Here is a 14,744-nt window from a genome sequence, read left to right as displayed (position 1 = left end):
TGTTTGGACGATCTTGCAGGCGGACCTCGTTCCTAGAATGAAATTCGCCTGCGCGAGCAGGCCTTTGCAAAGGAAGAACGAGATGCGCACCCCCCATTTCCTCGCCGCCACCGCGGCCCTGTGCCTGAGCTGGACGGCCCATGCCGGCGAGGTCTACACCGGCGTGGGCACGCATGGCCTGATGCTCGGCTATGCCCAGCCGGTGGCGCCGCACGTCACCCTGCGCGCCGACTACGCCAGCGCCGGCAAACGCACCCGCCAGGAGCGCGAAGAAGGCATCGACTACGACGCCAAGCTCACCTACAACCGCATCGGCCTCTTTGCCGACGCCTTCCCCTTCGCGCCGGGCGGCTTCCGCTTCACCGGCGGCGTGACCTTCAACAACATGAAGGTCGACATGGAGGGCCGCGGCAATGGCGGCACGATCAACATCGGCGGCACCAACTACACGATGACGGCCAACGACCGCTTCAACGTGAAGATCGAGTTCCCCAAGACCACGCCCTACGTGGGCATCGGCTACGGCCATCAACTCAGCACCGGCTGGGGCTTCGTCTTCGACCTGGGCGCTTCGATCGGCAAGGCCAAGGTCACCGAAACGCACTCCGGCCCCAACCTGAGCCTCGCCTCGCAGGCCGACATCGACCGCGAACTGGCCGAGGTCCGCGAAGGCGCCGGCAAGGTCAAGGCGATCCCCCTGATCGCCATCGGCTTCAACTACCGGTTCTGACCCCGGCCGGGGCAGGGTGCGCCCGCCCCAGGCATCCACCACTCCCGCGCACGCGCCCTGCGTGCTACGGTCTGTTGGATGGAACAGGCGCCACTCTCCGTTTCGCTGGCGTATGTCGCCGCGTTGCTGGAGGCGGCCGACGTGCCGCCCACCCACGCCTCGCAGCTGCTTCGCCAGCAGGGGCTGGATCCCGACGACCCCGGCGCGCGCCTGAGCGAACACCAGTTCGCCACCCTCTACCGCTCGCTCGCCATCGCGCTCGACGACGAGATGCTGCGCTGCTTCTCGCGCCCGCTGCGCCCGGGCACGCTCAAGTTCACCTGCCTGGCCCTGCTCGACGCCAAGAACCTGATGGTGGCGCTCCACCGCTGGTCGTACCTGTCGCGGCTGATGCAGGACGACTTCTACCTCGAGCTGACCCAGCATGACGACACCGCCCGCATCGCCATCGAGCAGGTGCCGGGCGCGCCGCCACGGCGGCCCTTCGCCTGCGACCTGATGTTGAAGGTGATCCACGGTGTGGCCTCCTGGCTCGTCGGCCAGCGGCTCGCCCTGGTGCGCACCGATTTCCCCTTCGCGCGACCCGGTTTCGCCGCCGACCATGCGCTGCTCTACCCCGGCTCGGTCTTCTACGGCCAGCCGCAGGCGGCGCTCACGATGGACGCCACGCTGCTCGCGCTGCCCATCCGCCGCTCCAAGCCCGAGCTCGACGACTTCCTGCACCGCGCGCCGGCCGACTGGTTCTTCGCCACCCCGCGCGAGCCCAGCCTCGCGCTGCGCCTGCGCGACTACCTGGCCGAGCGCCTGCCGCGCCCGGCCACCGCGGAAAACGCCGCCGAGACCTTGCACCTGTCCATCCGCACGCTGCACCGGCGCCTCGCCGACGAAGGCACGAGTTTCCAGCGGGTGAAAGACGAGTTCCGCCGCGACCGCGCGCTGCAGCTGCTGACCAAGAGCCAGGCCCCCATCAACCTGATCAGCGAACAGCTGGGCTTCGACAGCACCGCCTCCTTCCACCGTGCCTTTCGCGGCTGGACCGGAGACACGCCGGGGGCTTTCCGCAGCGCCGGCGCACCACCCCGCTGAGGGCTCGTAGGATGGCCTCCACTGAGAAACGCAGTTGGAGCCCGCATGTCGCTTGAGACCCTCGAATTCGAAACCGCCCCCAAGCCCACGCGCAGCGTCATCGTGCTGCACGGCCTGGGCGACGACGGCCACGGCTGGGCCCCCATCACGCAGGAGCTCGACCTGAGCCCGCTCGGTGCGGTGCGCTTCGTGCTGCCGCATGCACCGCTGCAGCCGGTGACCATCAACAACGGCTACGTGATGCGTGCCTGGTACGACATCCTCGGCACCGACCTCGCGCGCCGCGAAGACGAGCGCGGCCTGCGCGACTCGCTCCAGAAGCTCGAAGCGCTGATCGCGCGCGAGAAGGAGCGTGGCATCCTGGCCTCGCGCATCGCACTCGTCGGCTTCTCGCAAGGCTGCGCGATGGCGCTGCTCACGGGGCTGCGCCACGGCGAGGGGCTCGCGGGCATCGCCGGCCTCTCGGGCTACCTGCCTCTGGCCGCCACCACCGCCGCCGAGCGCAGCGCGGCCAACCGCGACACCCCGCTCTTCCTTGCCCACGGCACCGAAGACCCGGTGGTGATGCACAGCCGCGGCGTCGCCTCGCGCGATGCGCTGGCCGCGCTCGGCTACACGATCGAGTGGCACGAGTACCCGATGCCGCACTCGGTGAGCGCCGAGGAGATCGACGACCTCAACCGCTGGCTTTTGCGCGTGCTGGCCGATTGAAAACGCGTATCGCGCCCATGCATGCTCACGCGTTGCGCAAGCGTCGTCTCGCGAGCAGAATGGCGGCCTCATGAAGATCACTCACGATTTGTTCGCCACCTGAGCCTTCCGATTCCGCATCGGAAGGCGTGCTGCGCCTTCCGGCCCTGAATCCCTTCAGAACCCCGGCAGGCGCCCGCCCTCCGGGGTTTTCTGTTTCTGGGACTTCGCCATGCGCACTCGCACCTACGACAAGCTGATCGCCACGATTCGCGCCCGCCGGAGCGTGGTGGTTCTGCGTGCGCGCTCCGGCCGCACCCCTCTCATTCGACGCTAGCCTCATCGGCGAATCCGCCTGGGGCTTGCCTGCCCCAGACTTCTTCGAAAGAAAGATTCGCCATGAACAACAACAAACCCCGCCAGCTTCGCAACATCGGCGTCATCGCCCACGTCGACGCCGGCAAGACCACGACCAGCGAGCGCATCCTCTTCTACACGGGCGAGAGCCATCGCATCGGCGACGTGAACGCCGGCACGACGCAGCTCGACTTCGACCCGCAAGAGCGCAAGCGCGGCATCACGATCAACAGCGCCGCGACCACGGTCCACTGGAACGGCGTGCAGATCAACCTGATCGACACGCCCGGCCACATTGACTTCAACATCGAGGTGAACCGCTCGCTGCGTGTGCTCGACGGTGCCGTGGTCGTGTTCGACGGCGTGGCCGGCGTGGAGCCGCAGACCGAGACCAACTGGCGCCTGGCCGACCAGTACCGCGTGCCGCGCATCGCCTTCATCAACAAGCTCGACCGCGTGGGTGCGGACTTCCTGCGCGTGGTGGCGATGATGGAAGAGCGGCTCGGCACGAAAGTGCTGCCGTTGCAGCTGCCGATCGGCACGGAAGGCGACTTCCGCGGCGTGGTCGACCTCGTCGGCCTGCGGGCGCTCGTGTGGGCGCGCGACGACGCGCGCGAGCCCTATGCGGTGACGGAGATCCCGGCACCGTTGATGGCCCTCGCGCAAGCGCACCGTGCTCGCCTCGTGGAGGCCGCGGTCGAACAGGACGACGCCGCTCTGAACGCGTACCTCAACGGTGACGCGGTGGACGAGGCCACGCTCCGCGCCTGCATCCGCCGTGCCACGCTCACGGGTGCCTTCGTGCCCGCGCTCGCCGGCTCCGCGTTCAGGAACCGCGGCGTCGAGCCGCTGCTCGATGCGGTCGTCGACTACCTGCCGTCGCCGAGCGACGTGTTGCGCGCGGAAGGCACGCCTGCGTCCGACCCGCAAGGGCCGTTCGCCGCGCTCGCCTTCAAGCTCGTGGCCGATGACCACGGCGCCAAGGTGTTCGTGCGCGTCTACCGCGGCCGGCTCAAGCGGGGCGACAGCGTGCTCAATGCGAGCACCGGCCGCCACGAGCGGGTGGCGCGGCTGTACGAGGTGCATGCCGACGCGCACGTCGAACGCGAGGAGCTCGTCGCCGGTGACATCGCCGCCATCGTGGGCCTGAAGGACACGCTGACGGGTCACACCCTGTGCGACCCGGCGCACCCGCTGCATCTCGAAGAGATCAGCGTGCCCGAGCCGGTGATCGACGTGGCGATTGAGCCGAAGACGCGCGACGACCTGACTGGGTTGTCGAAGGCCTTGCACGCCTTGCTGCGAGAAGACCCGAGCCTCAGGATGCGGCAAGACGCCGAATCGGGGCAGACGATCCTCTCGGGCATGGGCGAGCTGCAGCTCGAGGTCTCGGTGGAGAAGCTGCGCGCGCGCTTCGGTGTGGAGGTGCTGGTCGGCCGTCCGCAGGTGGCCTACCGCGAGACGATCACGCGGGCGGTGGAGGTGTACCACGTGCACAAGAAGCAGTCCGGCGGCCCCGGCCAGTTCGCCCAGGTCACGCTGCGCTTCGCGCCCCTGGCGCGCGGCGAGGGTGTGCGTTTCGCGAGCGAGGTCGTCGGCGGTGCGGTGCCGCGCGAGTTCATTCCCGCGGTGGAGCAGGGCATCCAGCGTGCGGCGCAGACCGGCGCGATCGCTGGCGCCCCGGTGGTGGACTTCGAGGCCACGCTCCTCGACGGCGCGTTCCACGAGCGCGACTCGTCGACGCTTGCCTTCGAACTGGCCGCGTTCGCCGCGGCGCGCGAGGCCTTCGCGAAGGCGGAGCCGGTGGTGCTGGAGCCGGTGATGGCGGTGGAAGTCGTCACACCGGTCGAGCACCTGGGCGACGTGATCGGCGACCTGCATCGCCGGCGTGGGCACGTGCGCGGGCAAGGCCAGCGTGGCAACGCCGCGGTGGTCGACGCGCAGGTGCCGCTGGCCGAGATGTTCGGCTACATCGGCCACCTGCGCGCGCTCTCGTCGGGGCGCGCGCAGTACACGATGCAGTTCGACCACTACGCCGTGGCGCCGGCAAGCGTGGTCGCCGAGATGGCGCAACGCTGAGGCCGCGGGGCGGGGTGCGGGTTTCGATCCGCACCCCGCCATCCTTTTGCGTCGCGACTGACATGCGGTGCCGCAGGGCCGACCGCGACGGCGTCAGGGCGATTGCGTCACGTCAAGGCATCCGGCGCGGCTGCGACCTAGCCTCGCGCCGTGGTGCTGTTCATCGACTCGTGCCTTGCGCTGCTCGCGCTCGCCGCCGCCTTGTGGGTGCGGCCATGGCGTGCCTTGCCGTCGGGCCCTCCCTGGCCGTGGTGGGCGTTCTGGGCGCTGCTGCCACTCTTCTGGGGCCTCGACCGCTATACGGCCTCCCCCTTCGCCCAGCCCCTCTCGGGCGTGGTGTTGCTCACCTTGATGGCGGGCTGGCCGCTGGCGATGCTGGCGCTGGTGCCGGCGGCCGTCGTGACCATGGTGGCGGGTGACCTGCCACTGGCCGAGGCGCTGCACCGGCTGGTATGGCTGGGTGCGGTGCCCGGATCGCTCGCGCTCGCGATCGGCGCGGCGCTGCGGCGCTGGATGCCGCACCACCTTTTCATCTACATCCTCGGGCGGGGTTTCCTGGGCACCTTGCTCGCCTGCGCGACGGCCGCGTGGATCGCGCTGTCGCTGCTGGGTCAGCCGGTGCCGCCGGAGTTCTACATTGCCCGCTGGCTCGGCGCGTTCGGCGAAGCCTTTCTCACGGGAATGGTGGTCGCCATCCTCGTGGCCTTCCACCCGGAGTGGCTTGCGACGTACACCGACCGCCTCTACCTGCCGCGCTGAGTTCGCCGCGGCGCGCCCCGACACCGATACATTGACATTCGGTTCAACACATCGTTGTCATTGGGCGCCCATGAGCTTTCGTTACCAGACCGTCCCCGTCACCCCCTTCCAACAGAACTGCTCCATCGTGTGGTGCGACGAGACGATGGAAGGCGCCGTCGTCGACCCGGGCGGCGAGCTGCCGCGCCTCGTGGCGACCGCGCAGAAGCTGGGCGTCACGCTCAAGCAGATCCTGCTCACCCACGCCCACATCGACCATGCCGGCGGCACCGGCACGCTGGCGCGCGAGCTGGGCCTCCCCATCGTCGGCCCGCACGAGGCCGACCAGTTCTGGATCGACGGCCTGCCGCAGCAGAGCGCGATGTTCGGCTTCCCGCCTGCCGAGACCTTCACGCCCACCCGCTGGCTGCACGACGGCGACACCGTGCAGGTGGGCCATTGCACGCTGCAGGTGCGCCACTGCCCGGGGCACACGCCGGGCCACGTGGTCTTCTTCGAACCCGACTCGCAACGCGCCTTCGTGGGCGACGTGCTCTTCGCCGGCAGCATCGGCCGCACCGACTTCCCGCAGGGCGACTTCGACACGCTGGTCGAGTCGATCCGCAGCCGCCTGTGGCCGATGGGCGACGCGGTGGTGTTCATCCCCGGCCACGGGCCGGAGAGCAGCTTCGGGCAGGAGCGGCGCAGCAACCCCTATGTACGGGATGTGGCCCGCTGACGGATCGTGGAGGTGAATAGTTCACAAGCGGGGCGGTGGAATTCACCGCTGGGCGGGCCCGCGCATCCCTAGATTCAACGCACGGCCACGGGCGCCTCGAGCCTGCCAACGATGAGGAAGGGAACCACCATGCTGGACGAATGCATTCGCACCCCCCACAGCGCATCCGGGCACACCCGCTACACCGGGCCCGAGCGCCGCTCGGTCAACCCGCCGCCGCTCACGCGCTGGCTCACCCTCATGCTCGACGAGATGGACCACGGCATGCTGCTGGTGACCCATTCCGGCCGCCTGCGACATGCCAACGAACCCGCGCGCCGCGAGCTGAGCCTCGCCCATCGCCTGGCGGTACACGACCAGCAGCTGCGGGCGGTGCACCGCCAGGAGAGCCAGCTCCTCGCGCAGGCGCTGCTCGATGCACGCCGCGGGCGCCGCTGCCTGCTGTGGCTCGGCGCCCATCAGCCCGGGCTGTCGGTGGCGGTGGTGCCCTTGCCCGAAGAAGCACCCGAGGGCGATGCGCTGGTGCTGCTGGTGCTCGGGCGCCGGCAGCCGGGCGAGGCGCTGACCATCGACTTCTACGCCCGCGCCCAGGGGCTGACCGATGCCGAGGCGCGGGTGCTGCGGGCGCTGTGCAGCGGCCTCGGGCCCAAGCAGGTGGCACACCAGTTCGACGTGGCCGTCTCCACCGTGCGCACGCAGATCAGCAGCATCCGCCACAAGACGCAGACGGCGAGCATCCGCGACCTGATGAGCCGCGTGGCCGCCTTGCCGCCGATTAGGATGGCGATGCGATCCCTGTTCGCACATTGATCCCGAGCGCCGGGTAAGGCGCGTTGCGGGCGGATCGGGTTTGGGGCGATGATCGTTGCGCCTCACCCCCACCCGCCCACATGGACTCCGCCGCAGGCGCGCTCCCGCCCGACACCGACTGGCCCGACACGCTGAGACCGCTGCTCGAGCGTGGCCAGACCCGCCGCTACCGCAAGGGCACGCTGCTGATCGAAGAGGGCGACCTCGGCGACACCCTCTTCATCGTGTTGTCGGGCAAGGTGAAGTCCTTCTCCACCGATGCACGCGACCGCGAGATCGTCTATGGCATCTATGGGCCCGGGGAGTACCTGGGCGAGATGAGCCTCGACGGGGGGCCTCGCTCGGCCTCCGTCATCACCCTGGAGCCCACGGTCTGTGTGGTGGTCACGCGCAAGACGCTGCGCGACCACATCGCGGCGAGCCCGGAGTTCGCGTTCGAGCTGCTGGCCCGGGTGATCCGGCGGGCACGCCTGGCAACGCAGACCGCGCGCAACATGGCGCTACTCGACGTCTACGGGCGCCTCGCGGCCCTGTTGGCCGAACTCTCCGAGCCGCAGCCCGACGGCAGCCGCACCATCGCCGAGCGCCTGACGCACGCGGCCCTGGCCAGCCGTGTCGGCTGTTCGCGTGAAATGGTCAGCCGGTTGATGAAAGACCTAGAACGCGGCGGCTACTTGTTGCGCCAGGGCCGCGGGTTGGTGTTGCCCCGACCGCTTCCTGCGCGCTGGTAGGCCGCCGCCGGGCGCGGCTATTGCTTGCGCTTTCTCCGGCAGGACACAATCGTCTCACCACAGGAGGCCGCGTGTCGCGAGTCGAAGAACCCGGTTCACACGTCGAGGAGCTGGCGTCACCGCCCAAGCGCCACCTGACCGTGCTGTACACCGACCTGTCGAACTCCACCGCGCTCTCGAGCACGATGGAGGCCGAGATCAACGCCGAGCTGAATGCCGACGTGGAGCGCATTTTCGAAAGTGCGGTGGCCGCGCGCCAAGGCACCTACAACCAGCTGCAGGGCGACGGTTTCCAGGCCTTCTTCGGCGAGCCTCACGCGACCGAGGACGACGGCCAGCGTGCGGTCGAAGTGGCGCTCGAGGTGCGCGACCGCGTGCAGGCCCTGCGAGCGAAATACGCAGTGCACGGCGCCGGTGACCTGAGCGTGCATTCCGGCGTGCACGCCGGCCTCGTGCTGACCCAGCCCGGCGACGACGCGGCGGGCCGCTACCGGCTCTACGGGCCCGCCCCCGGCATCGCCAAGCACCTGAGCGACGAGGCCGCGGCCGATGAAATCCTCGTGAGCGCCGAGACGCTTGGGCCGCGCAGCGCCTTGTTTCACACCGAAGAACTGCCCCTTTCGGTCAAGGGGAGGGTGCAGCCGTTTGCCGTTTACCGCGTCCTCGCGCGCAACTCACTGAAGACGCGCTTCGAGGCCCACGTGCAACGTGGCCTGGTGCCCTTCATCGGGCGGCATGCGGAGCTGAAGTGGCTCATGGACGCCCTCGACAGCGTGCGCAGCGGTCGCCCGCGATTCGTGGCCGTGCAGGCGCCGGCCGGCGTCGGCAAGACCCGGCTGGCGGAAGAGTTCCTGCATCGCGCCGCCGCGACCCTCGATTGCACGGTGTCGCGTGGCTACTGCGAGCGCGACCTGAGCGCCGAACCCCTGCAGCCATTCCTGCAGATGCTGCGCTCGCAGTTCGGTCTGTCGGCCCTGACCTCGCCCGCAGCAGCGTCCGCTGCCTTCGAGGAACGGCTGTCGCGCATCGCGCCGGCCCTCAGCAAGCACCGCCTGGCGCTGCTGCAGGCACTGTCGCTGCCGCCTCAGGCCCAGGACGGCGCCGCCACTCCTTGCCAGACCCCTGAGCAGACCATCAAGGCCGTCCGCGACCTGGTGGTGGCCGCAGCCCAGGTGCGCACGCAAATCATCTTCATCGACGACTGGCAGTGGGCCGACCAGGCGACACGCCAAGTGGTCTACGCCATCTGCGAGCTGCGAGAGCTGCCAATCCTGGTGCTGGCCGCCACGCGCCCGATGGAGGTGGGCGATGCGCAGCTGACGTCGGCCGACATGCTGGAGCTGTCGGTCTTCTCCGACGCCGAAGCCGACACCACCATCGGCCGTCTGCTGCCGCGCGCCAACCCTTTCGTAGCCGAAGCCATTCGCCGGCACTCCGGTGGCAACGCCTTGTTCCTCGAGGAGTTGTGCCACTCCGCGGCCAGCACGCTGGAAGCGCAGGGCCGCCTCGACGTCGCTCCCGCTGGATCGGTCTGGCTCGAAACGCTGATCGCCTCGCGCGTGACGCGCCTTCCACCCGAGCACAACGAGGTGCTCTGCGCCGCGGCGGTGATCGGCAACGTGGTGCCGACGTGGCTGCTCGAGCGCCTCACCGGCTGTGGCGAAGACCATGCCACGGTGCACGCCCTGGCCGCGCAGGACTTCATCTTCCCCGGCGATCGCACCGGCACGCTGCGCTTCAAGCACGGCATCACGCGCGAGGTGGTCTACGCCACGCTCGGCCTGCACCGCCGGCACACCATGCACCGGCGCATCGCCTTGCTGATGCACGACCGCACCCAGTCCGGCGCCGACATCGAGGCCGTGGAAGCGCTGGCCTACCACCACGCCGGTGCGGCCGACCTGGCCGAAGCCGCACGGTATGCCGAGATGGCCGGTGACAAAGCGATGGCTGCCTCGTCGATCGACCGCGCGAAAGCCCACTACCGCAACGCGCTGGCCATGCTGGAGCGGCAGCCCGACACACCGCAGCGCTACCAGGCGTGGCGCTCCATCGTGCGCCGCCTCGGGCTGGCCAGCGTGTTCGACCCATCGCGCGAGGATCTCGAGATCTTCCACCGCGCGGTGGCGCTCGCGCACCACCACCATGACGCACCCGGCGGCGCCTATGCCGAATACTGGCTCGCCTACGTCAACTATGCGCTTGGCGAAGCACGCGCCGCGGTGAAGCACTGCGAGCTCGCGATGTCGATCGCCAAGGACCTCAGCGATGCACGGCTGGTGGAGCAAATCCACGTCACGCTTGGGCAGGCGCTCGCCGCGGCAGCCGACTACCGCGTGGGTCTCCAGCTGCTCGAAGAGGCCACCGTGCCCGAGGCCACACGCCGTGGCAGCGGACGCCCCGGCGCGAGCGTCGCGTTCTCGCTCACCTGCAAGGCGAGCATCCTCGGCGACCTGGGCCGCTTCGACGACGCGCACGCCTGCTTCGACGAGGCCCTGCGCTTCCTGCCCTGGCCGGGCCACGAAGTCGAAGGCTCGGTGATGTGCTGGCGCAGCGGCGTGAAGCTCTGGCAGGGTCGTTGGGAAGACGCCCGCCAGGACGCCCTGCGCGCGCAGCAGGTGGGCGAGCGCGTGAAGAGCCTCTACCTCTTCGCGATGGGCCGCGCGCTGGGCGCTTATTCGGAATGGCAGCTCGCGCGCGCCCCGGGCGCTCTGCGTTCCCTGGCCGAAGCGGTGTCGTGGCTGGAGGCTCGCGACAAGAGCCTCTTCATCTCGCTCGCGCACGGCTGGCTGGCCGAAGCGGCGGCTGCCGAGGGCCGGCCCAACGACGCACGGGTGCACGCCACCCGCGCGCTGCAGCGCGCGCGCAAGCGCGACTGGCTCGGCGCGGCGATGGCCTTCCGTGCGCTTGCAGGCATGGCAGCTGCACAAGATGACGAAGCCACGGCCCAGCGCTACTTGGAGAAGGCCACCAAGGTGGCCCGTGGCCGCCACTCGCCGCACGAAGCAGCGTGCAACGACTGGTGCACAGCGCGGCTGGCGCAGGCACGCGGCGACCGGCCGCTGGCCTTGGCCCACATCGAGCGCGCGATCGAGACCTTTGGCGCGCTGCGCATGCAGTGGCACCTGGCCGAGGCCATCCGCCTGCACGCGGGCCTGCGCTGATCGACCCTCAGCGATACAGCTTGAGCGTCGTCGGCGAGAGCGTCGGGCGCCAGGTGTGGTTCTCCAGCAGGCCGGCGAGCAGGCCGAGCAGTGTGCCCATCGCCATCTTGTAGCCGGGGCAGGCGTGCAAGGGTTCCGGCGTCGTCCACTTCGGTTCGCCGCGCAGGCCACCGAAGACCGGCCACAGCGGGTCTTTGTCATCCACCGGGGTGTAGCCATCGTCGACCTGCACACGCAGCTGGTTCTGCTGCATGGCCGACACGATGCTCACCACCACCGTCTCACCCGCTGCCACCGGCACCCCACCCAGGTCGTGGGCCTGGCGGGCGGAGCGCCACACCAGCTCGGGCGCCGGGCGCAGCTGCATGGTGCTGGTGAGCGGCGGCAGCAAGGCCGCCACCGCGCGGTCGTACGGCGCCAGGGCGGGATACTGCCGGTAGTGCAGCTGGTGATCCCACAGCGACAAGTCCTTCACCCACTCGAAGAGCACACCGCGCAAGTTGCCATCGACCGTGGGCAGCATGCCCATCATGGCGCCGACCAGGTTGCGCACGAGCAGGTCGTCCTTCGTGTTGGGCGCAGCGGCCGTCGCCACCACCGCCGCTGCGTCGATCGCCTTGCCAAGGCGTGATTGCTGGATGGCAGCGAGGTTCGCCCGCACGAGCTGCGCGACCTTGTTGCGCAAGGCCTTGCCCTCGTCCTTGCCGGCGGCCGCGATCTCCGGCCCGGGATTGGGCTGGAAGGTGTAGCGCGACGGCGGGTGGAAATTGCCGGGGCAGGTGACCGCCGTCGCGCCGACCGACCAGCCCCCAGGCGCCACGTAGGTGCCATCGGGAATGCCGAACCACGGCTTGCAGACCTCGGCCAGCGCTTCGTCCACCAGGTCCTTGACCTCGATCGTGACCGCCTGGCCCGCTGCGGGCAGGAACTTCGCCACGGTGGACGTCATGCTCTGGTACGCGACGTCGAACGCCTGCTGCTCCGTCACCGCGTAGATGGCTGCGTTCACACCGCTGTCGGCCAGATCGTGTTGCGCCTTGTCGTCCAGCCCCAAGTAGATCTCGCCGATCGACGAGCGCAGCCGCTCGTTGTAGCCCGCCACGGTGTAGCGGCCCTGGCTGTTCTCGTACACCTCGCGCACCCGCAGGCGGTCGCACACCAGCACGCCGTAGGGCGTCTTCAAGACACCGCCGTGCAGCTCGCGCACCCCGGCCCATACCGCCCGGCTGACGCCGGACATCCGCGTCGCGAAGTCTTCGAGCATGATTTTCCACTGCGTCTTGGCGGCCTCGATGCCCTGCATCCGTTCGATCAGCTGCAGGCCATTGATCACCGCCGCACCCTTCAGGGCCAGGGCCGTGCGCTCGCGCTTGCGGTCCTCGTCGGTCTGCGCCAGGTGGTAGGGACAGGTGGACACCGTCTTCTGCGTGGCGGCGTCACGCGCCCGTTGCCAGAGTTCCTTCAGGGCGTCGATGGACGGCACGAAGGCATACAGCCCCCACTCCAGCGTGACTAGCGGCTCGGCCGGGTCGAGCGCCAAGGCGCCACCGTCGAAAGCGAATCGCTGCGGGTCACCCGCCGCGCACACCCCGAGGAACGGGTCGCGCAAGCCCGAGTAGGCCTGCGAGCCATTGGCGTTGCCGCCGCTCAACCAGCCCTGGATCACCTCGAACTGCTCGGTGATGGAGGCGTTGTAGGCGGTGAACATCAAGCCGCGCTCGGTGCCCGGCTGCACGCTGTACTGCGGCCCGTAGGACATGCCGCGCCGGATGATGCGCGGCACGCCCGACGTGCGAGGGTTGGAGCGGCGCACGTGCGACTGGAAGGGGCACTTCTTCGCGTCGGGGTCGATGCCGTAGTTGAAGCCATTGGCGGTGGCCGGCATCACCAGGTTGTCCCCGTTGGGCTTGCGGCCCATGAGCAACTCCTCGGCCTTGCCCTTCGGCAGCGTGCTGCGGTTCAGCAGGTTGTCGAACCTGTCGACGTACTGCCGGAGTTTGCGGATGACGACGAAGGTGCTGTCGTCCCACAGGGGGCCGCGAAGCGGCGGGTCCTTGCGCGAGTTTTCGTAGCCGAGCAGCACGTCGCCCAGCGGGACGTGGTTCGGGTAGCCGGGGCCGGCCGGCTCGGCGCCCCCGACCGTCGGCTGACTCAGCCCGTCGACGTAGCGGAAGTGGCCATAGGTTTTTGCGTTGAAGGCGGCGATGTAGCGCTGCGTCGGCTGCACCGAGAGGATGCGCACACCTGCGCCGCACTGTCCCAAGCGCACGACGTCCGCGAGCAGCGGATGCGGCGTTGCTGGCTGCGGATGGGCGAAGAAATCGTCGAACGTGCTCGACGGCACGCGGCGGGTGGCGAGCTGCACGATCACATGCACCGAGCTCATCTCCACCCGCTGCCCCGGCGGTGTGGGGATGGGCCAGTTGACTTCAGGAAGCGTCCAGCGTGTGGGGTGGTTGTAGTCGACGTCGCCGAGGATGCTCGCGCGCGCCGCCATACCCTCGCGAAACTCGATCGGCATGCACTCCAGCGTGCCGGCCGGCACGCCGGCCACGCGCAGGCCTTCGAGGGTGAAGGCGACGTTGAGGCAGGGGGTCACCAAGTTACCGGCCGGGATCGGCGTGCTGCCACGCGTCACCCGCGGCTCCAGGTATTCCAGCAGGGCCTGCGCGGCGGCGGCGTTCTTCAGCTCGATGAGCACGACGCAGCCGTGGGTCATCTCGAGGTACTGGTCGACGACGATGCCCCCCTGGGCCTTGTCGGGCTGGAAGACGGACGGCGTCGGTGCGGCCACCGGCTTCTGGGCCTGGGCCTGCTTCTCCGCCTCGGTCAGCCCCAGCACCCATTTCAGCGCAGCCTGCTCGGAGGGTAGGCGGCCTTTCGGTGAGGCCTGCTTCAAGGCCGGGAGCGCGCTGGCGAGAAACAGGCGCGCCGCCAGCAGCAGCACATCGGCATCGTCGTGCGGCTTGGGGGCCCCTTGCGGAAGGTACATGTCGGCCAGGCGGTACACCGTGGTGAGCGCCGGCCAGGCCTGTTCGAGCAAGGCGGGCCCCGCCGGTGGCGCCGGTGCGGGTTTGCTGGCCAGAGGCAGCAGACGGCCTTGCTCGCGGTCGCGGAAGTAGTGCAGGTCATCCACCGTCAGCGGGCTCGCCGTGTAGACGAACTCCGTGCCCACCTGCGCCGAGCGCACCCACGCGATGTATTCGCCGTAGCTGTGGTTGCACGAGGTGAGGTAGCCGTCGCAGTTGCAGAAGATCACGTCGAGCAGCGGCCCAAGGTCGCGCCAGATGTGGCGCATGTAGGGCTCCCAGCCGCCGTCGAAGGTGACGGCCAACAGCAGCTGCGGCTTGAAGGGGTCGCCGATGAAGGCGAGGCGGAAGGAATGGATCGCGCGGATGCGGTCGATCGCATCCTCGATCAGCGGCGTGGGCTGCGCCTCCTGCGACGAGGTGCGCCCCGCGCTCAGCGTGGTGAGCAGGATGCGCAGACGGCTCTGGTAGCTGCGCGCATCGTAGGCAGGCGCGAAACCCGTCTTGATGGTCGCCACCAGCGTGAGGTCGCTCGTGCCCAGCAGGCTCTTGGTCTTGGTCGGAGGGACTTGGTACATGGTGGCGGGCCTC

10 protein-coding genes are annotated in these 14,744 nt (G+C 69.4%); 9 read left to right on the top strand and 1 reads right to left on the bottom strand.

The window, feature by feature from the left end:
* Window positions 1–82: 82 nt before the first annotated feature.
* From RXV79_RS00240 to RXV79_RS00200, 9 genes are all read left to right on the top strand, one after another.
* A complete protein-coding gene (locus tag RXV79_RS00240; protein ID WP_316701265.1) occupies window positions 83–730 on the top strand; it encodes a hypothetical protein in 648 nt (215 codons plus the stop codon).
* A gap of 78 nt (window positions 731–808) precedes the next feature.
* Window positions 809–1,816, top strand: a complete 1,008-nt coding sequence (locus tag RXV79_RS00235; protein WP_316701264.1) for an AraC family transcriptional regulator — start codon at window positions 809–811, stop codon at window positions 1,814–1,816.
* A 45-nt stretch (window positions 1,817–1,861) separates the two neighbouring features.
* Window positions 1,862–2,527: an alpha/beta hydrolase gene (locus tag RXV79_RS00230; RefSeq protein ID WP_316701263.1), complete on the top strand. Its 666-nt coding sequence runs from the start codon at window positions 1,862–1,864 to the stop codon at window positions 2,525–2,527.
* A gap of 378 nt (window positions 2,528–2,905) precedes the next feature.
* Window positions 2,906–4,942: an elongation factor G gene (gene fusA, locus RXV79_RS00225; protein WP_316701262.1), complete on the top strand. Its 2,037-nt coding sequence runs from the start codon at window positions 2,906–2,908 to the stop codon at window positions 4,940–4,942.
* A 150-nt stretch (window positions 4,943–5,092) separates the two neighbouring features.
* Window positions 5,093–5,701 carry a hypothetical protein gene (locus RXV79_RS00220; RefSeq protein WP_316701261.1) on the top strand — a complete coding sequence of 203 codons (609 nt, stop codon included), beginning with the start codon at window positions 5,093–5,095 and terminating at the stop codon, window positions 5,699–5,701.
* Between the two features lie 70 nt (window positions 5,702–5,771).
* Window positions 5,772–6,419 (top strand): MBL fold metallo-hydrolase, encoded by a 648-nt coding sequence (locus tag RXV79_RS00215; protein ID WP_316701260.1) that lies wholly within the window; start codon window positions 5,772–5,774, stop codon window positions 6,417–6,419.
* Between the two features lie 111 nt (window positions 6,420–6,530).
* Entirely contained in the window at window positions 6,531–7,229 is a 699-nt protein-coding gene (locus tag RXV79_RS00210; protein WP_316701258.1) for a helix-turn-helix transcriptional regulator, read from the top strand.
* A gap of 80 nt (window positions 7,230–7,309) precedes the next feature.
* Complete coding sequence (locus tag RXV79_RS00205; protein WP_316701256.1) at window positions 7,310–7,960, top strand: Crp/Fnr family transcriptional regulator; 651 nt, start codon at window positions 7,310–7,312, stop codon at window positions 7,958–7,960.
* Between the two features lie 71 nt (window positions 7,961–8,031).
* A complete protein-coding gene (locus tag RXV79_RS00200) occupies window positions 8,032–11,124 on the top strand; it encodes an ATP-binding protein (protein WP_316701255.1) in 3,093 nt (1,030 codons plus the stop codon).
* Window positions 11,125–11,131: 7 nt separating this feature from the next.
* On the opposite strand, the gene RXV79_RS00195 is transcribed toward RXV79_RS00200, so the two are convergent.
* The gene (locus RXV79_RS00195) at window positions 11,132–14,731 is read right to left on the bottom strand and encodes a Dyp-type peroxidase (protein ID WP_316701253.1); all 3,600 of its coding nucleotides are present in this window, start codon (window positions 14,729–14,731) and stop codon (window positions 11,132–11,134) included.
* Between the last annotated feature and the right edge of the window lie 13 nt (window positions 14,732–14,744).

It is taken from the genome of Piscinibacter gummiphilus, from assembly GCF_032681285.1.
GTDB lineage: Bacteria > Pseudomonadota > Gammaproteobacteria > Burkholderiales > Burkholderiaceae_C > Rhizobacter > Rhizobacter gummiphilus_A.
The sequence above is the reverse complement of the archived record's forward strand: the minus strand, read 5'-3'. Positions and strand labels throughout refer to the sequence as shown.

Coding starts and splice junctions, on each gene's coding strand:
- RXV79_RS00230 (WP_316701263.1), top strand. CDS start 1,862: ATGTCGCTTGAGACCCTCGAATTCGAAACCGCCCCCAAGCCCACGCGC.
- RXV79_RS00210 (WP_316701258.1), top strand. CDS start 6,531: ATGAGGAAGGGAACCACCATGCTGGACGAATGCATTCGCACCCCCCAC.
- RXV79_RS00215 (WP_316701260.1), top strand. CDS start 5,772: ATGAGCTTTCGTTACCAGACCGTCCCCGTCACCCCCTTCCAACAGAAC.
- RXV79_RS00205 (WP_316701256.1), top strand. CDS start 7,310: ATGGACTCCGCCGCAGGCGCGCTCCCGCCCGACACCGACTGGCCCGAC.
- RXV79_RS00195 (WP_316701253.1), bottom strand. CDS start 14,731: ATGTACCAAGTCCCTCCGACCAAGACCAAGAGCCTGCTGGGCACGAGC.
- RXV79_RS00235 (WP_316701264.1), top strand. CDS start 809: ATGGAACAGGCGCCACTCTCCGTTTCGCTGGCGTATGTCGCCGCGTTG.
- fusA (WP_316701262.1), top strand. CDS start 2,906: ATGAACAACAACAAACCCCGCCAGCTTCGCAACATCGGCGTCATCGCC.
- RXV79_RS00240 (WP_316701265.1), top strand. CDS start 83: ATGCGCACCCCCCATTTCCTCGCCGCCACCGCGGCCCTGTGCCTGAGC.